Origin of the sequence: Streptomyces albidicamelliae (genome assembly GCF_025642175.1) — a bacterium.
Classification (GTDB): domain Bacteria; phylum Actinomycetota; class Actinomycetes; order Streptomycetales; family Streptomycetaceae; genus Streptomyces; species Streptomyces albidocamelliae.
Window position 1 is genome coordinate 2,766,302 of record NZ_CP106795.1, and the last position, 19,607, is coordinate 2,785,908.

The window sequence follows — 19,607 nt, forward strand, 5'->3', positions numbered from 1 at the left end:
CGGTGGGGAGTCACTTCGTCACCTTCACGTCCTTGTAGGCCGTCCCCTCGGGGGCGGCGCACACGAACCAGTTCGCCTCGGGGTAGCCGTCCACCGGCACGATGGCGGGGTCGGGCACATTGTGCCGGTAGTTCACCGGCCCGCTCCGGACGACGGTCGTACGCCCGTCCCGCCAGGTGCAGGTGACCTCCCGCGCGGTGGTGGCGACCTTGCCGACCACGAGGCGCGACACCTCGTCGCCGCTGGACTCGATGGGCGCGGCCGCGGCCTCCAGGTCCGTGCCCCGCAGGCGGTCCGGGTGCTTCACCGTGTCGAAGGTGAGCTGCCGGGGCAGGCCGACACCGTACTTCCGGGTCACGAAGTGCGAGGTCTTGCCGATCAGGCCGGCCGGCGTGCTGACGACGGGCTTGATCCCCAGCTCGGCCATGGCGTCGAACTGCCGGTCCGCCTCGTGTTCGTCGCGTGGCGCTCCCCACACCTGGATGTCGACGTACCAGGGCTTGCCGCGGTAGGTGCCCCGCGACAGCTCCGTCGTCTGCGGCACGTACACATGCCGGGCCCCGGGAGACGTCGGCCGCGTCGCCACCTGCGCACCCCGGTCCCCGTGCCCGCCGGGCAGCCCCGCGACCGCCAGTGTCACGCCCGTCGAGCCCGCGAGGACCAGGGCCGTCGTCGCCGCCAGGGCCCAGCGGCGCGCCCTGCGGCGGCGGCCGCCGCGGATGACCGCCTGCACCGGGGCTATGCCGATCTCCACCTCGTCCGCGGCGTCCGCGAGGAGGAAGGCGATGTCCGACTGTGTCATCTCGTGGCTCTCCCGGTCCGCGCTCATCACTTACGCCCTCCCTGCGTCACCGTCTCCGCCAGCCCCGGTATGGCCCGCAGCTTGGCGATGCCCTTGGCGGCGTTGCTCTTCACCGTGCCGACCGAGCAGCCCATCGCCTCGGCCGTCTGCGTCTCCGTCAGGTCCTCCCAGTAGCGCAGGACCACCGCCTCCCGCTGCCGCGCGGGCAGCTGGGCGAGCGCCTCCAGCAGCGCGCTCCGGTCGTCGGCCTGCGCGATCCGGTCGCCGGTGTCGGCCACCTCGCGCACCATCCCCGAGTCGTCCTTCGGCGCGAGGAACTCCTTGAGCCGCCTCCGGTGCCTGCGCGCGTGCGCGTTGATCATCACGCGCCGTACGTACGCCTCCGGATCGTCGGCCGAGCCCACCTTGCGCCAGTGCACGTAGACCTGTTCGAGCGTCGACTGGACCAGGTCCTCCGCGGCGTGCTGCTGCCCCGTGAGGAGAAACGCCGTGCGCACCAGCCGCGGCCAGCGGCCGACGACGAAGCTCTGGAACTCCTCGTCCCGAGCGCTCTTCCCGTCCCCCATGGATTACCTCCTTGATGTCAGAAGGAGTCCACGGGCCGCCCGGACCGTTGCCTCAGTGCGCGGAACCCTCGGAAATTCTCCGCGGCAGCCACAGCAGCATGAGCAGCGCCCCGCCCAGCAGCACCGCCGTGCTCGTCCGGAAGGCCAGCGCGTAGCCGTCCGTCAGGGCCTCGGGGCCCGCCCCGCCGCCCGTACCGGCCGCGGCGACGGTCGACATCACGGCGAGGCCCAGCGAACCGCCCATGGTGCGCGAGGTGTTGACCAGTCCGGACACCACGCCCGCCTCGCCGGGCGCCGCCCCGGACGTGGCCAGTGACGCGAGCGGGGTCGCGGCCAGGCCCGCGCCGAGCATCATCAGGATCCCCGGGACCATGATCGCGGTGACGTACCCGCCGTGCGCGGTCATCGTGGACTGCCAGCCGAAGCCGGCCGCGGCCACCAGCGTGCCGAGCACCGCCACGTTCCGCGCGCCCGCCCTGCGCATCAGGCGCGGCGCCACCTTGGAGCCGGCGACCACCGAAAGCGAGCTGGGCACGAAAGCGAACCCGGCCTCCAGCGGCGTGTAGCCGAGCACGTTCTGGGCGTACAGCGTCATGAAGTACCACATGCAGAACATCGCCGAGCCGGAGAGGAACATCGCCGCGTTCGCGGACGCCACGGAACGCAGCCGCAGCACGCCCAGCGGCATCAACGGGGCCGCCGTACGCGCCTCGACCAGCAGGAACAGGGCGATGAGCAGCAGCCCGGCGCCCAGCGGCAGCAGGGTGGCCGCCGCCGTCCAGCCCTCGGCCTCCGTCTGCGAGATGCCGTAGGCCAGGGTCGCGAGGCCCGCCGTCACCAGCAGTGCGCCGGGCAGGTCGAGTCGGCGCCGGTCGCCGGCCCGGCTCTCCGTCAGCCACCGGACCGAGCCGGCCAGCACCACCGCGCCGACCGGCACGTTGATCAGCAGGACCCAGCGCCAGGACAGCGTGTCCACCAGGACCCCGCCGACGAGTCCGCCCGCCGCCCCGCCGCCGGCGCCCACGGCGGTCCAGGTGGCTATCGCCCGGGCCCGCGCCGGGCCCTCCGCCACCGCCGAGGTGAGCAGGGTCAGCGTCGACGGCGCGAGCACCGCCGCCCCCAGCCCCTGCACGGCCCGCGCCAGCAGCAGCTGCCAGCCCTCCTGGGCCAGGCCGCCGCCCAGGGAGGCCAGCGTGAACAGGGCGAGCCCGACCAGGAACATCCGCTTGCGGCCGTACAGGTCGCCGGCCCGGCCGCCCAGCAGCATGAACCCGGCGAAGGCGATGGCGTAGGCGTTCACCACCCACTGCAGGCCGGACGGGCTCAGCGCGAGGTCGGCCCGCATCGAGGGCAGGGCGACGTTCACGACGGACACGTCGAGCACGACGAGGAACTGACCTGCGCAGGCGAGTGCCACCACCAGCCAGGCCGGGGGTGCGGCGCGGCGGAGTGTCCGGGGCGAGGCAGGGGTGGCTTCCAGCATGGGTGTCATGCTCTCAACCCGGTTACGGTCCTTGCATCGGCATTTCGGCCCAGCCCGGTCCGGGCGGCGGCCTAGGCCCCGCGACCTACGACGGCGGGCGTCCGGACGACGGGTCCCGCTGCTTGCGACCGGACGGCGACCCGACTCCAGCGGCCTCCGGCAGCGCCCGACGGCGCCCGGCACCCATGGCCGCGACTCGGTGCCCTCGCGACGCCACCACCTCACCGTCAGGGCTTCGCCACCGCTCCACCGCAGGACTTCGCCACCGGCTCCGCCCCCGCCCCTCCCCCCAAAGCCCTACGCCGCCCGCAGCACCGTCACCACCGCCGCGCCCCCCAGCCCGATGTTGTGCGCGAGCCCCGTGCGCGCCCCCGGCACCTGCCGTTCGCCCGCCTCGCCGCGCAGCTGCCAGACCAGCTCGGCCGTCTGGGCCAGGCCGGTCGCGCCCAGGGGATGGCCCTTGGAGATGAGCCCGCCGGACGGGTTCACCACCCAGCGGCCGCCGTACGTCGTCGCGCCCGACTCGACCAGCTTCCCCGACTCCCCCGGGGCGCACATGCCGAGCGCCTCGTACGTCAGCAGTTCGTTGACCGAGAAGCAGTCGTGCAGCTCGATCACGTCGACGTCCTCGATGCCGATCCCGGCACGGTCGTACGCCTGCCGGGCCGCCCGCCGGGACATGGGCTGCCCGACGACGTCGACGCAGGAGCCGGAGGCGAAGGACTCCTCGGTGTCCGTCGCCATGGCCTGCCCGGCGATCTCGACCAGCCCGGTCAGGGAGCGCTCCTCGGCGAACCGTTCCGAGACCACCACCGCCGCCGCCGCGCCGTCCGAGGTCGGCGAGCACTGGAGCTTGGTCAGCGGCCGGTGGACCGTGCGCGAGGCGAGCACGCCGGCCACGTCGTACACGTCCCGGAACTGGGCGTACGGGTTGTGCGCGGAGTGGCGGTGGTTCTTGGCGGCGACCGCGGCGAGCTGCGCCTCGGTGGTGCCGTACCGCTCCATGTGCTCGCGGGCCGCGTCGCCGAAGATCTGGGCGGTGGGCGGGGTCGCCTCGAACCCGTGCCGGGCGGCCATGATCCCGTAGTGCCGGGCGACGGGTGAGGTGGCGAAGTCGCCGCCGGCCCCTTCGCCGAGCGCTCCCCGCCGCATCTTCTCGAAGCCGAGTGCCAGCGCGCAGTCGCAGGCGCCGCCCTCGACGAGCTGCCGGGCGAGCATGAGCGCGGTCGCGCCGGTCGCGCAGTTGTTGTTGACGTTGTAGACGGGGACGCCGGTGAGTCCCAGCTCGTACGCGGCGCGCTGGCCGGCGGTGGAGGGCTGGAAACAGTAGCCGACAGGAACCTGTTCCACGTCCGGGTAGGAAACCCCGGCATCCGCGAGCGCCGCACCCCCGGCCTCCCGGACCATGTCCCAGTACTGCCATTCACGGGTCTCGGGCTTCTCGAACCTGGTCATCCCGACCCCGGCGACATAGGCCTTCATGGCGCGCAGAGTAGAACGTGTTCCACCAACTGACCAGAGCTGACGAAAGATCAGAAACCCATGGGAAGGTCAAGACTTCATTAGAGGCCTGAAGCAACGGAATAGTTGCCTGCGCATACGAGGTTTACCGAGCACTTGTGTTCAGGGGAGGCCTCACTCAATGACCCGTACGACGACCGAACGACCGACCCGGAAGGCCGGCGGGAGCGTGGTCCCGGTGCTCGCCTTCGCCGGCATCGTGGTCGCGGTGATGCAGACGCTGCTCGTGCCGGTCATCAAGGACCTGCCGCAGCTGCTGGACACCGCACCCAGCAACGCCACCTGGGTCCTGACCTCGACCCTCCTGTCCGGAGCCGTCGCCACCCCCATCATGGGCCGGCTCGGCGACCTCTACGGCAAGCGGCGCATGCTGATCCTCAGCCTCGCCGTGATGGTGGCGGGCGCCCTGGTCAGCGCGCTCACCAGCCAGCTGCTCACCATGATCGTGGGCCGTGCCCTGCAGGGCTTCGCCATGGGCGCGATCCCGCTCGGCATCGGTCTGATGCGGGACATGCTGCCCCGCGAGCGGCTCGGCTCGGCCATGGCCCTGATGAGCTCCTCGATCGGCGTCGGCGGCGGTCTCGCGCTGCCCGCGGCGGCCCTCGTCGCCCAGCACAGCGACTGGCACTCCTTGTTCTACGGCGCCGCCGGCCTCGGCGTGGTCGCGATCGCCCTCACCCTCCTCGTGGTGCCCGAGTCCCCGATGCGCGCCGAGGGCTCCTTCGACCTGCCGGGCGCCATGGGCCTGTCCACCGGACTGGTGCTGCTCCTGCTGCCGATCACCAAGGGCAGCGACTGGGGCTGGTCCTCGGGGACGACGCTGGGCCTGTTCGCCGCGGCCGTGATCGTGCTCCTGCTGTGGGGCCTGTTCGAACTGCGCGTCCAGGCGCCTCTGGTCGACCTGCGCACCACGGCCCGCCGCGAGGTGCTGCTCACCAACCTGGCGTCGATCATGGTCGGCGTCAGCTTCTACGTCGTCTCGCTGGTCCTGCCGCAGTTGCTCCAGCTGCCGAAGGCCACCGGTTACGGCCTCGGCCAGTCCATGGTCGTCGCCGGTCTGTGCGTGGCCCCGCTGGGTCTGACGATGATGTTCACGGCGCCGGTCTACGCCCGGCTGTCCGCCCGGTACGGCCCCAAGGTGACCCTCATCGTCGGCCTGCTGGTCATCGCCCTCGGCTACGGCGGCGGCCTCGGCCTCATGGACGCGGCCTGGCAGACCATCATCACGTCGGTGGTCCTCGGCGCCGGTATCGGCCTCGCCTACTCCTCGCTGCCCGCGCTGATCATCGGCGCGGTCCCGGCGTCCGAGACCGGCGCGGCCAACGGCCTCAACACACTGATGCGGTCCATCGGCACGTCGGTCTCCAGCGCCGTCATCGGCATGGTGCTGGCCAACACGGCGAACACCGTGGGCGGCGTCGAGATCCCGACCATGCACGGCTTCCGGGTCTCCTTCCTGATCGCCACCGCCGCCGTCGCGGTCGGCCTGCTGCTGGCGGTCTTCCTGCCGAAGGCCCCGCGACCGGCCCAGCACGCGCAGCTGCGGGCGAGCAGCGAGGAGGACGCCAACCTGCTGCGCGCCGAGGAGGTGCTGCGCGGCTTCCGCGGGCGGGTCCTGGACGCCGGCGGCGCTCCGGTCGCCCGCGCCAAGGTCACGCTGATCGACCGGCGCGGCCGTCAGGCGGGGGCCACCGTCTCCGCCGAGGACGGCTTCTACTCCCTCGCGGTGCCGGCCGAGGGCGCGTACGTGCTGGCCGCGCGGGCGGCGGGGCACGGACCGCTGGCCTCGTCCGCGAGCCATTCCGGGGCCGAGCACGCGGTGGACCTGGACCTCGCCCTGCCGGGTGAGACGGTCGACGTCTAGCGCGGCGGGCCGCGCGCCCCTTCCGGCCTCCTCCCGTACCCCCTGGTCGCACCGGCGGCCAGGGGGTACGGCAGCATGGGCGGCCTGACAGCCGTACGACCGGAAGGCCGCCCATGTCCGCCGCACCCAAGCCCGAGATCCTGGCCGCGTTCGAGGCGGCCAAGGGGTTCATGCCCGTGGACGAGGGCCTGGCGCTGTACGCGGCCGCCGTGGAGGCCGGCGGGCTGGGGCTGCCGTTGCTGGAGGTCGGCACGTACTGCGGCCGGTCCACGGTGCTGCTCGCCGACGCGGCCCGGTCGGCCGGGGTCACGGCGCTGACCGTCGACCACCACCGGGGCAGCGAGGAGCAGCAGCCCGGCTGGGACTACCACGACCCGGAGACGGTGGACCCGGAGATCGGCCTGATGGACACGCTCCCGGCCTTCCGGCGCACGCTGTTCAAGGCGGGCCTGGAGGACCACGTGGTCGCCCTGGTCGGCCGCTCCCCGCAGATCGCGGCGATCTGGAACTCCCCGCTCGGCTTCGTCTTCGTCGACGGCGGCCACACCGACGAGCACGCCACCGCCGACTACGAGGGCTGGGCGCGGCACGTCGCCGAGGGCGGACTGCTGGTCATCCACGACGTCTTCCCGTACCCCGAGGACGAGTTCACCGGCCAGGCGCCCTACCGCGTCTATCTGCGCGCCCTGGACTCGGGCGCGTTCACGGAGATCTCGGCGACGGGGTCCCTGCGCGTGCTCCGCCGGACCGGCACGGGCGTCTGACCTCCCGCGGCGGCGTGCCGGACGGCGCGTCCGCCGCCGACCGCCCACCCGCACGACCGCGGTCCGGCGCACGGCGCTCCGGCCTCCCGCGCACCCGGTCCGCAGGCGGCGCATCGCCCCCTCCCCCGCCGCGGCGGGCCGGAGCGCCGGTCGGAGTCTGTGCGGGCGGGGCGCGTCGGACCGTAAGGTGGCAGCGTGTCGTACGTAGGCCCGGACTTCGATCCCCGCAGCCGCGCCGGTCCCGGCGCGGCCCGCTGACCGTGGCGCTCGCCGCGCTGGTGCCCGGAGCGCTGCTCGGCTGGCTGGTGTACGAGGCGGTGGGCGGCGGCGGTCCGGAAGGCTCCGACCGCACGGCGGCCCCTTCCTCGGGCTCGCCCTCGCGCACCGCCCCGGCGTCCCCCTCCTCGCCCTCGGCCCTGTCCGCCTCGCCCAGTTCCTCGGACGGCGACGGCAAGCGGCCCGCCAAGTCGCCGACGGCCGCCGCCTCGGGGCCGCTCAAGGGCAAGGTCGTCGTCATCGACCCGGGGCACAACCTCGGCAACTTCCAGCACACGGCCCAGATCAACCGCCAGGTGGACATCGGGACGAACCACAAGGAGTGCGACACCACCGGGACGTCCACCAACGCCGGTTATCCGGAAGCCCGGTTCACCCTCGATCTGGCGCACCGGCTGCGCACGCTCCTGGAACAGCAGGGCGCCACGGTGAAACTGACGCACGACGAAGGCGGCCCGTCCTGGGGGCCCTGCGTGGACGAGCGGGCCCGGATCGGCAACGCGGCGCACGCCGACGCGGCCATCTCCCTGCACGCCGACGGCTCGGCGCCCGGCAACCGCGGCTTCCACGTCATCATGCCGGGATCCGTGCACTCCGGCGCCGCGGACACCCGGGAGATCGTCGGCCCGTCCCACGACCTCGGGGTGCGCATCGTGGGCAACTTCGTGCGCGAGACCGGTGAACCGCCCTCCAACTACCTCGGCGGAGGTACCGGTTTCGTCACGCGCACGGACCTGGGTGGTCTCAATCTGTCAACAGTCCCCAAGGTGTTCATCGAGTGCGGCAACATGCGCGATAGCAAGGACGCGGCACTACTGACCAGCGGCGCCTGGCGGCAGAAGGCAGCGCGGGGGATCTCCGAGGGAATGGTGAGTTTCCTGCGTCGGTCCTGACCGGCATGCGGAACCGGCCGGACAGCCGGATCTTGCGGACGATAGTGTCTACCGACGACGAGACGACTCACGAAGGACCTGAAGTGAATATCCGCTCCCTCACTAGAGGCGACGGCGTGGTGATCGGAGCAGCGGTGGTGCTGTTCATCGCGTCGTTCCTGACCTACCTCAGCTACTCCGGCTTCGGCGCCACGCAGTCCCGGAACGCCTGGGAAGACCTCGGCATGGGTCTGGGCATCTACATGGGCGCGGTGATCGGTGCCGTCCTCATCGTCGTCAACCGCTGCCTGCCCCAGCCGCGGAAGGTCCTCGGACTCGACCTCGGTGCCACGGGCACCGCGTTCGGCGTCCTCGCGGCCTGGACGCTGTTGTGGTCGCTGATCGATGTCCAGGACGGCCTGGACGCCGGCGCCGGCCTCATCCTCGGCTTCATCGCCGCGCTCGTTCTCGCGGGCGCCGCCATCGCCACCCCGCTGGTGCCCGCCCTCCAGGCCCCGCTCGTCTCGGCCCCCAGGCCGGTCGCCCCGCAGCCCTACGATGGGCAGCCGCAGGGTGGTTACGGTTACCCGGGTGCTCAGCCGCAGCCGGGGCAGCCGTACGGTGCGCAGCCGCAGCCGGGGCAGCCGTTCGGACAGCAGCCGCCGGCCGGGCAGCAGCAGCCGCCCGCCGGTCCCGCCGCTCCGGCGCCGCAGACCTCCGGTGGGGACTTCTCGCCGTTCTGGTTCGCCGTGCCGGTGCCGCGCCAGCTGTTCGCGGAGGACGGCTCGTCGAACCCGATCGCCGAACTGGCGCCGGGCACCTGGTACCTGGCCGTCGAGCAGCGCGGTGCCGCGCTGGTCGCGCAGACCCAGGACGGCCGCCGCGGTGTCCTCCAGGACACCTCCGGCATCCAGCGGGGCTGAAGTCCCGCATCTCGCCGCACTCCGGCCCCTCGCCCTTCCGGGCGGGGGGCCGTTGTCGTACAGTCGGCCCCCGGTCGGTTGGCTGACGCTCCGTCAGGAGGCAGGCGTATGCGGCTCGGTCTCGCACTCGGCTACTGGGGACGCGGTCCGGACCCCGGACACGTGGCGCTCGCCCAGGAGGCGGAACGGCTCGGGTACCACTCGGTGTGGACGGCGGAGTCCTGGGGCTCGGACGCCTTCACCCCGCTGACCTGGATCGCCGCGCGGACCTCGACGATCCGGCTGGGTACGGCCGTCGCGCAGATGGCCGCCCGCTCGCCGGCCGCGACCGCGATGCACGCGCTCACCCTGGACCACCTCTCCGGCGGGCGGATGCTGCTCGGGCTGGGCCTGTCCGGGCCGCAGGTGGTGGAGGGCTGGTACGGCCGCCCGTTCCCGAAGTCGCCGCTGACCGCGACCCGGGAGTACGTGGACGTCGTACGGCAGGTGCTGCGCCGCCGGGCGCCGGTGGAGGTGGACGGACGGTTCCATCCGCTGCCGTACCGGGGGCCGGACGGGACGGGGCTCGGCAGGCCGCTCAAGTCGATCACCCATCCGCTGCGGGCCGGTCTGCCGGTGCTGCTCGGCGCCGAGGGGCCGAAGAACGTGGCGCAGACGGCCCGCATCGCCGACGGCTGGCTGCCGCTGTACTGGTCGCCGAGCCGGCCGGAGGTCTACGGGGACGTCGTGCGGGAGTTCCCCGAGGGGTTCCTGGTGGCTCCGATGGCACGGGTGAAGGTGTGCGACGACGTCGCGGAGGGGCTGCTGCCGGTCAAGGCCATGCTCGGGTTCTACATCGGCGGGATGGGGCACGCGGCCCGCAACTTCCACGCCGACCTCATGGCCCGCATGGGGTACGCGGAGCAGGCCCGGCGGATCCAGGAGCTGTTCCTCGCCGGACGCCGGGAGGAGGCCGTGCTGGCCGTCCCGGACGCCTTCGCCGACGAGATCTCCCTGGTCGGCCCGCGCGAACGCATAGCGGAAAGACTGGAGTTGTGGCGCAAGGGTCCGGTGACGGACCTGCTGGCCCTGTCACCGGACCCGCACACCCTCAGGGTGCTGGCGGAGCTGACCTCCTAGCCCTGGGTGAGCTGCGAGGTCGAGGGCACCTTGTTCTTGACCTCGGCACCGGCGCTCTTCCCGGCGTCCTTCACCTGGTTGATGATGTCGTCGAAGGAACTCGCCGCGCCCTCGTCGCCCTTGCGGAGCTTGGACGGCAGGCTCTTGAGGGAGGCGATGCCCGCGGTGAGCGGTGCGAGCGCCTTCGACAGCAGGGGATCGCCCTGGGCGTTCTTCTGCGCCGCCTTCAGGCGGTTGTAGGCGAAGGCACCGGCGAGACCGGCCTTCACCAGGGACAGCTTGCGGCCGTGGGCGCCCTTCTTGAACTTGCCGGCCTTCCACGGCTTCACGATCCACTGGTAGGTGGCGCCGGCGGCCAGGCCCGCGTTCGCGACGAAGCGGGTCTTGGCGAACTTCTGGCGTTCGGCGGACGTGGACGGGCTGGGGGTGGCCTCCTGCGCGGCGGCCACCGCCGAAGCGGCTGTCTTCGTACTGCTGGTCTTCTCACTGCTGCCGCAGGCGGTGGCGCCCGCCACCAGTGCGCAGCAGAGGGTGAGCGCCACGAAGAGGCGCCGTATCGGTACGGGCACGGGGTCCTCCGGACGTGTTTCCCCGAGCGGTCTGCTTCCTCCGGCAGGTTCACCCGAACGGCCGCGTCCCGCCACTCGGGGAGGAACGCCGTCGGTGCTCCCGGCCCTGTTTCACGGGCCCGGAAGCGGCAATCCGAAGAACATGTCTCGATATCGCACGGGCGCGAATCAGGCCGGGACGGTCGTGGCGATCGTCGCCGACGTCATGGCCTTCATTCTCGGCCTCTGGATTCTGATGTACCTGTTGGACGCGAACCGGGCGAACAGCCTGGTGCAGTTCGTCCATGACGCCGCGGCCTGGCTGGCCGGCTGGTCCCACGACCTCTTCACGTTCGACGAGGCCTGGGCCCGGGTGGTGGCCGGCTACGGTCTCGCCGCGGTGGTCTACCTGTTCGTCGGCCACGCCATCGCCAGCCGGATGCAGCGGCACTGAGGCGGCACGCGGCACGGTCCCCCGGGGGGCCGTGCCGCTCGCGTCGGCTAGGCGCAGCAGTCGGGGTCCAGGCCGGTCGGCAGGCGGTCGCCGCCGAAGACCGCGCAGGTGGCGTCGTGGCCGCCGAGCGCGGCCACGGCCAGCAGGAGCGAACCCGCGGTCCAGGTGGTCAGCTCCTGGGGCCAGATCGCTTCGTCGTCGAAGACGTAGCCGGTCCAGTACAGGCCGGTCGCGGGGTCGCGCAGGTGCTGGATGGCCTGCAGGATCTCCAGGGCGCGGTCGGACTCCCCCACCGCCCAGAGGGCCAGGGCGAGTTCGCTGGACTCGCCGCCGGTCACCCAGGGGTTGGGGATCACGCAGCGCACGCCGAGGCCGGGGACGACGAAGCGGTCCCAGGACTCCTCGATGCGGGCCTTGGCCTCCGCCCCGGTCAGCGCGCCGCCGAGGACCGGGTAGTACCAGTCCATCGAGTAGCGGTCCTTGTCGAGGAACCGCTCGGGGTGCCGGCGGATCGCGTGGCGCAGCGCGCCGACCGCCAGCTCCCAGTCGGGCTGGGGCTCTTCACGCTGCTCGGCGATGGCGAGGGCGCAGCGCAGGGCGTGGTGGACGGAGGAGCTGCCGGTGAGCAGGGCGTCGGCCGTGGGGGTGCCGTCGTCCTCGCGCCGCCAGCCGATCTGCCCGCCGGGCCGCTGGAGCCGCAGCACCCACTCGACGGCCGCGTAGACGCAGGGCCACATGCGGTCCAGGAAGGTGTCGTCACCCGTGGACAGGTAGTGGTGCCAGACGCCGACGGCTATGTAGGCGACGAAGTTCGACTCGCGGGCGCGGTCGGTGACGTCGTCGTGGGCGCCGTCGGCGTAGGCCGCGTACCAGGAGCCGTCCTCCAGCTGGTGCCGGGCGAGCCAGTCGTACGCCCGCTCGGCCGCCTCGTGCTCGCCGGCCGCGTCGAGGGCCATGGCGGCCTCGGTGTGGTCCCAGGGGTCGAGGTGGTGCCCGCGGAACCACGGGATCGCGCCGTCCTCCCGCTGCGCGGCGAGGATGCCGCGTACGGTCGCGGCGGCCTGCCCGGCGGTGAGGACCCCGGGCAGGACCAGGTGTTCTGTCCGGGGCGTCGTCACTTGGCGGCCGCCCCGTCGGTCCCATCGAGACGCGGCAGGTGCGGTTTGGTCGCGTAGACCACGAAGCTCTTGCCGATCAGCGGGTTCAGCGCCTGCTCGGCGACCCGGGTGGCCAGGGGCTTCTTCATGATGTCCCAGACCAGCAGCTTGTGGTACGCCCGGACCGGCAGCGCCTTGTCGTTGTCGACGCCGAACGCGCACTTCAGCCACCAGTACGGCGAGTGCAGGGCGTGCGCGTGGTGGCTGCCGTACGGCTTCAGGCCGGCCTCGCGGATCTTCCCGACCAGCTCGTCGGCCTTGTAGATGCGGATGTGGCCGCCCTCGACCTCGTGGTAGGCGTCGGACAGCGCCCAGCAGACCTTCTCGGGGCCGTAGCGCGGCACGGTGACGGCGATCCGGCCGCCCGGCCTGAGCACGCGGACCATCTCCGCGAGGACGCCCTTGTCGTCGGGGATGTGCTCCATCACCTCGGAGATGATGACGACGTCGAAGGACTCGTCGGGGAAGGGCAGGGCGAGGGCGTCGCCCTCCATGGCCGTGGCGGTGGCGCCCTCGGGGGCCTCGCCGGCCTCCTTCATCGCCGCGAACCACTTGGCGACCTCGCGGATTTCCTCGGCGTTCTGGTCGAGGGCCACGACCTGGGCGCCGCGCCGGTAGCACTCGAAGGCGTGCCGGCCGGCCCCGCAGCCGAGGTCCAGGACACGGTCGCCCGGGGCGAGCGGGAACCGGGAGAAGTCGACGGTCAGCACGTGGCCCTGCTTTCGGTGTAGACGCCGGTGTCACTGGCCGAGGTCGGGGACGCGTCGCTCCGGGACGCCGTGACCGCGACACTCGGTGAAGCCGCGGAACGGCCGGGAACGGGGGCCGTCGCGCCGCCGGCCGCCGGGGCGTGGGCGCCGTCGCCGCCCGCGGAGCGTGCGATGGCCTCGCGGTAGCGGGCCACGGTGCCCTCGGCGGCGCGTGCCCACGTGAAGTTCCTCAGCACCCGCTCGCGGCCCGCGGCGCCGAGCCGGGCGCGCAGTTCCGGGTCGCCGAGCAGCCGGCCGAGGCCGGCGGCCAGGGCTCCGGCGTCGCCGGGCGGCACGGCCAGGCAGGTCTCGCCGTCGCGGCCCGCGACCTCGGGGATCGCGCCGCCGGTGGTGGCGACCAGGGGGGTGCCGGTGGCCATGGCCTCGGCCGCGGGCAGCGAGAAGCCCTCGTACAGGGAGGGCACGCAGGCGACCTCGGCCGAGCGGATCAGGTCGACGAGTTCGGCGTCGGAGATGCCCTTGACGAACTCGACGGCGCCTTCGAGGCCGTAGCGCTCGACGGCCTGGGCGACCGGGCCCTCGGTGGGGCGCTTGCCGACGACGACGAGGTGGGCGGCCGGGTGCTCGGTGCGCACCTTCGCCAGCGCCTCCACGAGGAAGACCAGGCCCTTGAGGGGGACGTCGGCGCTGGAGGTGGTGACGATCCGGCCGGGCACCTGGGGGACGGCCGGATCCGGCGCGAACAGGTCGGTGTCGGCGCCGATGTGGACGACGTGGACGCGCTCCTCGCGGACGCCGAGGTGGTCCACGATCTCCTGCCGGGAGCTGCCGGAGACGGTGAGGACGGAGGGCAGCCGGCGGGCGGTGCGCTTCTGCATCCGGGTGAAGGCGTACCAGCGGCGCACCGAGTAGCGGCGCTGCCAGCCCTCGGCGGCGTCCAGCTCCAGCCGCCGGTCGACGGTGATCGGGTGGTGGATCGTGGTGACCAGGGGGGCGCCGATGTCGCCGAGCAGGCCGTAGCCGAGGGTCTGGTTGTCGTGGACGACGTCGAACTCGCCGCGGCGGGCGCGCAGATGGCGGCGGGCGCGCAGCGAGAAGGTCAGGGGCTCGGGAAAGCCGCCGGTCCACATGGTCGCCACTTCGAGGGCGTCGATCCAGTCCCGGTACTCGTCCCGCCCGGGGGTGCGGAAGGGGTCGGGCTGGCGGTACAGGTCGAGGCTGGGCAGCTCGGTCAGGGTGAGCGCGGGGTAGCCCTCGTCGAGGACGGGGTACGGCTGCGAGCCGATGACCTCGACACGGTGGCCGAGGCGGGCGAGCTCACGCGAGAGGTGCCGTACGTAGACACCCTGGCCGCCGCAGAACGGGTTCCCTTTGTAGGTGAGGAGCGCGATGTGGAGCGGTCGCTCGCCGTCGGCTGCGGAGTCCTCCTGGGCACCCGCTTCCCGGGCCTCGGCGGTCACTCGGTGCCCCCTTCTGCATGCACTGTCCCGCGAGACTACGACGGGACGCTAATCTAGAACAAGTTTCAGACTTGATCGTTCAAGAGGCTCTGAATCTACCGGCAGGTAGGGGCGCTGTGAGCAGTGGATCAGGTGATTCACGCCACGACACGGGCCCCCTCCGCGCCGGATGATCACCTGCCCCACCGACACCCTCACCGACTGTCACGGAACGGGACCCATGCCTGCGGAAGCCAGTACGTCGCGGCCCGCGTCGCCGCCGCTCACCGAGCGGCAGGAGGCCCGCCGCCGCAGGATCCTGCGCGCGAGCGCCCACCTCGCCAGCCGGGGCGGTTTCGACGCGGTGCAGATGCGCGAGGTGGCCGAGTCCTCGCAGGTGGCGCTCGGCACGCTGTACCGCTATTTCCCGTCGAAGGTGCACCTGCTGGTGGCCACCATGCAGGACCAGTTGGAGCACATGCACGGCACGCTGCGGAAGAAGCCGCCGGCAGGGGACACGGCGGCCGAGCGGGTGGCGGAGACGCTGATGCGCGCCTTCCGCGCCCTCCAGCGCGAGCCGCATCTGGCGGACGCGATGGTCCGCGCCCTGACCTTCGCCGACCGCAGCGTCTCCCCCGAGGTGGACCAGGTCTCCCGGCAGACGACGGCGATCATCCTGGACGCGATGGGCCTCGCGGACCCCACCCCGCAGCAGCTCTCCGCCGTCCGGGTCATCGAGCACACCTGGCACTCGGCCCTCACCACCTGGCTCTCGGGCCGCGCCTCCATCGCCCAGGTCAAGATAGACATCGAAACGGTCTGCCGCCTGATCGACCTGACGGAGCCGGGGGCTTCGCGCTAGGCCGTGCACCCGCCCCCGGCTGCCCGGCCCCCGGGGCCCCGCTACTCCTCCGGCGGGAACACCGTCTCCCCCGTGTCCAGGAGGGTCAGGGTGATCGCCTCCACCGGGCAGCTCTCCGCCGCCGCCAGGATCGCCTCGGTGGCGTCGGTGGCCGGGTCCACCGGGTGGGACTGGCGGGCCGTGTCGAGGCGGAAGGCGGACGGGGCGTGATGGAGGCACTGGGCCGAGCCGATACAGACGGAGCGGTCGACCTCGACGCGCCAGCGGTCGCCCATCCTCACGCCCCCGCCGGCAGGTGGATCATCTTGTGCTCCAGGTACTCGCCGTACCCCTCCGGGCCGAACTCCCGCCCGAGGCCCGAGTTCTTGTAGCCGCCGAACGGGCCGAGCATGTCCAGGCTGAAGGTGTTGACGGAGAACGTGCCGGTGCGGACGCGGCGGGCCACCTCGATGCCGTGCTCGACGTCGGCCGTCCACACGCTGCCGGACAGACCGTAGTCGGAGTCGTCGGCGATCTTCACGGCCTCGGCCTCGTCGCCGTACGGGAGCAGACAGATCACCGGGCCGAAGATCTCCTCGCGGGCGATCCGCATGGAGTTGTCCACGTCGCCGAAGAGGGTCGGCTCGACGTACCAGCCGCGGTCCGGGGCCGCCGGCCGGCCGCCACCGGCGAGGATCTTGGCGCCCTCCTCCTGGCCGATGCGGATGTAGTCGAGGCTGCGCCGCTGCTGACGGCGGGCGACCAGGGGGCCCACCTGGGTGGCCGGGTCCAGCGGGTCGCCGACCGTCAGGGCGCTCGCCGCCTGCGCGAAGGCGTCGGCGAACTCGGCGTACCGGGCGCGCGGGACGAGGATGCGGGTCTGGGCCACACAGGCCTGGCCGTTGTTCATCCAGGCCGCCGGGACGATGCCCGCGACCGCCGTCCCGAGGTCCGCGTCCGGGAGCACGAGCGCCGCCGACTTGCCGCCGAGCTCCAGCGTGACCCGGGTGAGATTGCGGGCGGCGACCTCCATCACGCGCCGGCCGGCCGCGACCGAGCCGGTGAAGGAGACCTTGTCGACGCCGGGGTGGCCGACCAGGTACTCGCTGACCTCCCGGTCGGCGGGGAGGATGGACAGCACGCCCTCCGGCAGACCCGCCTCGCGCGCGATCTCGCCGAGGAGGTAGGCGTCCAGCGGGGACTCCGGGGACGGTTTGAGGACGACCGCGCAGCCGGTCAGCAGCGCCGGGGCGAGCTTGGCCGCGGCGACGAACTGCGGGACGTTCCACGGCACGACGGCCGCGACCACGCCGACGGGTTCGCGGCGGACGAGGAGCGGGCCGAGGACGCCGGCGCGGCGCTCCTCGTACGTGAAGTCCCGCGCGACGCGGATCGCCGAGTCCCACACCATCATCGCGCCGAGCGCCTGGGCGAGGACGCTCCAGGAGTACGGGGAGCCGTTCTCGGAGGAGATCACGCGGGCGATCTCCTCGTGCCGCGCGGCGATGCCGTCCTTGATGCGGGTGACGACCTCGATCCGCTCCTCGAGCGTGGCCCGCGGCCAGGGACCCTCGTCGAAGGCGCGGCGCGCGACGGCCACCGCCCGGTCGACGTCCGCCCGGGAGGCGTGCGGCACCCGGCCGATGACCTCCTCGGTGTGCGGGGAGACCACCTCGATGACGTCCGTGCCGAGGGGGTCGGTCAACTCCCCGCCGATGAACAGCTGTCCGTGTTCCACGAGCTCGGTCATGGCCGACTGCCTCCCGCCGCACCGCGCGTATCTGACGCCGTTTCAGAACTGATACCAGTTCTAGTTACAGCGGGCAATGGGCGACGCCGGTCAGGGCCGCACCGGCGGATCACCCGCCGGTGCGGCCCTGACCGTCGCGCGGTGAAGCGGGACTCAGTCGCAGTACCGGTTGTAGGCCGAGCTGTAGCCCCGGTTGTAGCCGTCGACGTAACCGTGTGCCCACGAGGAGTCGTGGCCGGACGAGTAGCCGGAGCTGTAGCCGTCGCGGTCACAGTCGGAGCGCGCGTCGGAGAAGCCGTCACGGAAGCCCTGCCGGAAGCCCTGCTGGTAGTGGTTCTGCTCGGGAGCGACCGCGGCGGAACCCACCCGCGTCGGGGCCGGAGAGGCGGCCGCCGACTGCACGCTCAACGGCATGAGGGCGACGCCGGTCGCCACCAGAGCGGAACTGAGGGCCGCGGCCCTCTTGATCGTCCTTCGCTGCATGAGCTCTCCCCAGATACGCTCATATGGGATGTTTCCACTCTAATAGGCCGAAAGCGTGACGCAACTCGGGGTGCTCGTCCGCACGCCCCCTCCGCCGACCGCAACTGACGTTGCGTCAGTTCTGGTTATAGTGAACGGGGTCGAAAGGCTGCGGGCGGCGGGGCGGAGGAGCCGGATGACGAAGACGTTCGATCACGGCGGGGGCGTACGGTCCGTTCAGGTGCCCATCCCGGACAACCCCCTCGGCCACACGCTGGTGTACGTCGTGGACACCGGCCGGGGACCCGTGCTGGTCGACACCGGCTGGGACGATCCGGCGTCCTGGGACGTGCTCGTGGCGGGCCTCGCGGCCTGCGGCACCGGGGCGTCCGAGGTGTACGGCGTGGTCGTCACCCATCACCACCCCGACCACCACGGGCTGTCCGCGCGGGTGCGCGAGGCGTCCGGCGCCTGGGTGGCGATGCACGAGGCCGACGCGGCGATCGTCCGGCGGGCCCGGGAGACCCGGCCGGAGCGCTGGTACGCGTACATGGCGGACAAACTCGCGGCGGCCGGGGCGCCCGAGGAGCACATCGCCCCGTTGCGGGCCGCCCGGGGCCGCCGTACCCTGCCCGGCCTCTCCCCCGCACTGCCGGACCGGGACGTCGTGCCCGGGGAACTCCTAGACCTGCCCGGCCGCCGGCTGCGCGCCGTCTGGACCCCGGGGCACACCCCCGGCCACGTCTGCCTGCACCTGGAGGAGGACCACCCCGCGCGACTCGCGGGTCGCGGGCGTCTGTTCAGCGGCGACCACCTGCTGCCGGAGATCACCCCGCACATCGGTCTGTACGAGGACCCCGACGACGCCACGGTGACCGATCCGCTCGGCGACTACCTCGACTCCCTGGAGCGGGTGGGCCGGCTCACCCCGGCCGAGGTGCTCCCCGCCCACCAGTACGCCTTCACCGACGCGCCCGGCCGGGTACGGCAGTTGCTCGACCACCACGAGCAGCGGCTGGCCGGACTGCTGGCGCTGCTCCGCGAGCCCCTCACACCCTGGCAGCTCGCGGAGCGCATGGAGTGGAACCGGCCCTGGGCCGACATCCCCTACGGCTCCCGGAACATCGCCGTCTCCGAGGCCGAGTCCCATCTGCGGCGCCTGGTGAAGCAGGGACGGGCCGAACCGCTGGCCGGGAGCGAGCCGGTGGCGTACGTGGCCGTGTGAGCCGTGTGCGTCGCGGCGGCAGCGAGAGACCCCCGCCCCGGTCGCGGGGTCAGGTGCGCCCGGCGTCCTCCACCCGTTCCGCGGAGATGATCATCTCGGCCAGGTCGGCGAGGGTGGCGAGCTGGTGGGCGTTCATCTGCGGGGCACGGGCGGCGAGCCGGACCAGCCCGTTCTGGCGCAGCCGCAGCAGCGGGTCGGCCTCGGCCTCCAGACTCTGCAGCACGGGCCGCAACGCCTCGTGCAGCGCTTCCGGTTCGTCGGCGGTGAAGAACCCGGCGCTCAGCCCGAAGAAACGGCGCAGCCGGTCGATGTGCGCGAGGCTCGGCATCCCGCTCTTGCGCCACTCGCTCAGCCACTGCCTGCTGGTGCCGGCGATGGCGGCCAGCTCACCCAGGGAGTACCGCTTTCCGTCGGGCCGCCGCCGGTGCTCGCGGATGAAGTCGAGCCGCTGGCGCACCCGTTGGGCCAGCATGGTCTCGGGAACCCGTCCGCCGTCGAGGAGTTCAGCGACGACAGCTACGGGGACACCGGTGCGACGGGAGAGGTCGGCGACGTCGAGGGCCTCCGGCAGCCGGCCCGGCCGGCCGGTCAACTCGCCGAGCCGGCGCAGGACATCGGCCAGGTCGGCGTACGCGTCACTCACCGAGTTCTCCCTGGGCTGTCGTCCGTTCGGTGTCGGGCTGACGCGAGGCTACCGGGTCGGTCGGTGACCGACCAGAGGTGACAGCGCTTCCTACCGAAGGGGGCAGCAATCGTTGACAGTCGCCTGAGCGCTGGGTGAGGATCACGACACGGAGAGCGAGACAACGCCGACGCGGGGGCGAGGAGTTC

The 19,607-nt window shown here is 72.7% G+C and carries 19 protein-coding genes and 1 pseudogene; 8 read left to right on the plus strand and 12 right to left on the minus strand.

Annotated elements, in window-relative coordinates; translation table 11 throughout:
* Positions 1-10: 10 nt before the first annotated feature.
* From N8I86_RS12840 to N8I86_RS12855, 4 genes are all read right to left on the minus strand, one after another.
* Positions 11-829, minus strand: a complete 819-nt coding sequence (locus N8I86_RS12840; protein ID WP_263277807.1) for a hypothetical protein — start codon at positions 827-829, stop codon at positions 11-13.
* A complete protein-coding gene (locus N8I86_RS12845) occupies positions 829-1,368 on the minus strand; it encodes a SigE family RNA polymerase sigma factor (RefSeq protein WP_073893447.1) in 540 nt (179 codons plus the stop codon). Before N8I86_RS12845 ends, N8I86_RS12840 begins: the two co-directional genes overlap by 1 nt.
* Before the next feature lie 52 nt (positions 1,369-1,420).
* Complete coding sequence (locus N8I86_RS12850) at positions 1,421-2,860, minus strand: MFS transporter (RefSeq protein ID WP_263277808.1); 1,440 nt, start codon at positions 2,858-2,860, stop codon at positions 1,421-1,423.
* Positions 2,861-3,148: 288 nt separating this feature from the next.
* A complete protein-coding gene (locus tag N8I86_RS12855; protein ID WP_263277809.1) occupies positions 3,149-4,333 on the minus strand; it encodes a thiolase C-terminal domain-containing protein in 1,185 nt (394 codons plus the stop codon).
* 160 nt (positions 4,334-4,493) lie between these two features.
* On the opposite strand from N8I86_RS12855, the gene N8I86_RS12860 reads away from it, so the two are divergent.
* The 5 genes and pseudogenes from N8I86_RS12860 to N8I86_RS12880 all read left to right on the plus strand — a co-directional run bounded on the left by N8I86_RS12860 (position 4,494) and on the right by N8I86_RS12880 (position 10,190).
* A complete protein-coding gene (locus N8I86_RS12860) occupies positions 4,494-6,236 on the plus strand; it encodes an MFS transporter (RefSeq protein WP_263277810.1) in 1,743 nt (580 codons plus the stop codon).
* Positions 6,237-6,349: 113 nt separating this feature from the next.
* Positions 6,350-7,000 carry a class I SAM-dependent methyltransferase gene (locus N8I86_RS12865; protein WP_263277811.1) on the plus strand — a complete coding sequence of 217 codons (651 nt, stop codon included), beginning with the start codon at positions 6,350-6,352 and terminating at the stop codon, positions 6,998-7,000.
* 195 nt (positions 7,001-7,195) lie between these two features.
* Positions 7,196-8,169, plus strand: a pseudogene (locus N8I86_RS12870) (N-acetylmuramoyl-L-alanine amidase).
* A gap of 83 nt (positions 8,170-8,252) precedes the next feature.
* On the plus strand, positions 8,253-9,071 hold the full coding sequence (locus N8I86_RS12875) for a DUF5336 domain-containing protein (protein ID WP_263277812.1): 819 nt from the start codon (positions 8,253-8,255) through the stop codon (positions 9,069-9,071).
* Between the two features lie 108 nt (positions 9,072-9,179).
* Positions 9,180-10,190 carry an LLM class F420-dependent oxidoreductase gene (locus N8I86_RS12880; protein WP_263277813.1) on the plus strand — a complete coding sequence of 337 codons (1,011 nt, stop codon included), beginning with the start codon at positions 9,180-9,182 and terminating at the stop codon, positions 10,188-10,190.
* Here N8I86_RS12880 and N8I86_RS12885 read toward each other — a convergent pair.
* Positions 10,187-10,759: a hypothetical protein gene (locus tag N8I86_RS12885; protein WP_073893469.1), complete on the minus strand. Its 573-nt coding sequence runs from the start codon at positions 10,757-10,759 to the stop codon at positions 10,187-10,189. The two genes, N8I86_RS12880 and N8I86_RS12885, sit on opposite strands and share 4 nt — an antisense overlap.
* Before the next feature lie 142 nt (positions 10,760-10,901).
* Here N8I86_RS12885 and N8I86_RS12890 point away from each other — a divergent pair, with 142 nt between their 5' ends.
* Positions 10,902-11,192 carry a hypothetical protein gene (locus N8I86_RS12890; protein WP_073894127.1) on the plus strand — a complete coding sequence of 97 codons (291 nt, stop codon included), beginning with the start codon at positions 10,902-10,904 and terminating at the stop codon, positions 11,190-11,192.
* Between the two features lie 47 nt (positions 11,193-11,239).
* Here N8I86_RS12890 and N8I86_RS12895 read toward each other — a convergent pair whose 3' ends face one another.
* The 3 genes from N8I86_RS12895 to N8I86_RS12905 are packed head-to-tail and all read right to left on the minus strand — an operon-like array spanning position 11,240 to position 14,519.
* Positions 11,240-12,310: a prenyltransferase/squalene oxidase repeat-containing protein gene (locus N8I86_RS12895; RefSeq protein WP_073893472.1), complete on the minus strand. Its 1,071-nt coding sequence runs from the start codon at positions 12,308-12,310 to the stop codon at positions 11,240-11,242.
* The gene (locus tag N8I86_RS12900; protein ID WP_073893474.1) at positions 12,307-13,059 is read right to left on the minus strand and encodes a class I SAM-dependent methyltransferase; all 753 of its coding nucleotides are present in this window, start codon (positions 13,057-13,059) and stop codon (positions 12,307-12,309) included. The genes N8I86_RS12895 and N8I86_RS12900 overlap by 4 nt, the downstream gene beginning before the upstream one ends.
* Positions 13,053-14,519: a glycosyltransferase family 4 protein gene (locus N8I86_RS12905; RefSeq protein WP_073893477.1), complete on the minus strand. Its 1,467-nt coding sequence runs from the start codon at positions 14,517-14,519 to the stop codon at positions 13,053-13,055. The genes N8I86_RS12900 and N8I86_RS12905 overlap by 7 nt, the downstream gene beginning before the upstream one ends.
* 220 nt (positions 14,520-14,739) lie before the next feature.
* On the opposite strand from N8I86_RS12905, the gene N8I86_RS12910 reads away from it, so the two are divergent.
* A complete protein-coding gene (locus N8I86_RS12910; protein WP_073894128.1) occupies positions 14,740-15,360 on the plus strand; it encodes a TetR family transcriptional regulator in 621 nt (206 codons plus the stop codon).
* A 41-nt stretch (positions 15,361-15,401) separates the two neighbouring features.
* Here N8I86_RS12910 and N8I86_RS12915 read toward each other — a convergent pair whose 3' ends face one another.
* The 3 genes from N8I86_RS12915 to N8I86_RS12925 all read right to left on the minus strand — a co-directional run bounded on the left by N8I86_RS12915 (position 15,402) and on the right by N8I86_RS12925 (position 17,572).
* Entirely contained in the window at positions 15,402-15,635 is a 234-nt protein-coding gene (locus N8I86_RS12915; RefSeq protein WP_073893480.1) for a ferredoxin, read from the minus strand.
* Positions 15,636-15,637: 2 nt separating this feature from the next.
* On the minus strand, positions 15,638-17,089 hold the full coding sequence (locus N8I86_RS12920) for an aldehyde dehydrogenase (protein ID WP_263277814.1): 1,452 nt from the start codon (positions 17,087-17,089) through the stop codon (positions 15,638-15,640).
* Positions 17,090-17,242: 153 nt separating this feature from the next.
* Positions 17,243-17,572 (minus strand): FliH/SctL family protein, encoded by a 330-nt coding sequence (locus tag N8I86_RS12925; RefSeq protein ID WP_073893486.1) that lies wholly within the window; start codon positions 17,570-17,572, stop codon positions 17,243-17,245.
* A gap of 175 nt (positions 17,573-17,747) precedes the next feature.
* On the opposite strand from N8I86_RS12925, the gene N8I86_RS12930 reads away from it, so the two are divergent.
* Positions 17,748-18,776, plus strand: a complete 1,029-nt coding sequence (locus tag N8I86_RS12930; RefSeq protein ID WP_073893488.1) for an MBL fold metallo-hydrolase — start codon at positions 17,748-17,750, stop codon at positions 18,774-18,776.
* Positions 18,777-18,825: 49 nt separating this feature from the next.
* Here N8I86_RS12930 and N8I86_RS12935 read toward each other — a convergent pair whose 3' ends face one another.
* A complete protein-coding gene (locus N8I86_RS12935; protein WP_073893491.1) occupies positions 18,826-19,419 on the minus strand; it encodes a helix-turn-helix domain-containing protein in 594 nt (197 codons plus the stop codon).
* Positions 19,420-19,607 lie beyond the last annotated feature (188 nt).

Excerpts from the sequence above, each read along its gene's own strand:
- N8I86_RS12925 (WP_073893486.1), bottom strand. The coding sequence starts at position 17,572 with ATGCAGCGAAGGACGATCAAGAGGGCCGCGGCCCTCAGTTCCGCTCTG.
- N8I86_RS12880 (WP_263277813.1), top strand. The coding sequence starts at position 9,180 with ATGCGGCTCGGTCTCGCACTCGGCTACTGGGGACGCGGTCCGGACCCC.
- N8I86_RS12910 (WP_073894128.1), top strand. The coding sequence starts at position 14,740 with ATGCCTGCGGAAGCCAGTACGTCGCGGCCCGCGTCGCCGCCGCTCACC.
- N8I86_RS12890 (WP_073894127.1), top strand. The coding sequence starts at position 10,902 with ATGTCTCGATATCGCACGGGCGCGAATCAGGCCGGGACGGTCGTGGCG.
- N8I86_RS12860 (WP_263277810.1), top strand. The coding sequence starts at position 4,494 with ATGACCCGTACGACGACCGAACGACCGACCCGGAAGGCCGGCGGGAGC.
- N8I86_RS12920 (WP_263277814.1), bottom strand. The coding sequence starts at position 17,089 with ATGACCGAGCTCGTGGAACACGGACAGCTGTTCATCGGCGGGGAGTTG.
- N8I86_RS12915 (WP_073893480.1), bottom strand. The coding sequence starts at position 15,635 with ATGGGCGACCGCTGGCGCGTCGAGGTCGACCGCTCCGTCTGTATCGGC.
- N8I86_RS12845 (WP_073893447.1), bottom strand. The coding sequence starts at position 1,368 with ATGGGGGACGGGAAGAGCGCTCGGGACGAGGAGTTCCAGAGCTTCGTC.
- N8I86_RS12865 (WP_263277811.1), top strand. The coding sequence starts at position 6,350 with ATGTCCGCCGCACCCAAGCCCGAGATCCTGGCCGCGTTCGAGGCGGCC.
- N8I86_RS12840 (WP_263277807.1), bottom strand. The coding sequence starts at position 829 with ATGAGCGCGGACCGGGAGAGCCACGAGATGACACAGTCGGACATCGCC.
- N8I86_RS12850 (WP_263277808.1), bottom strand. The coding sequence starts at position 2,860 with ATGACACCCATGCTGGAAGCCACCCCTGCCTCGCCCCGGACACTCCGC.
- N8I86_RS12930 (WP_073893488.1), top strand. The coding sequence starts at position 17,748 with ATGACGAAGACGTTCGATCACGGCGGGGGCGTACGGTCCGTTCAGGTG.
- N8I86_RS12855 (WP_263277809.1), bottom strand. The coding sequence starts at position 4,333 with ATGAAGGCCTATGTCGCCGGGGTCGGGATGACCAGGTTCGAGAAGCCC.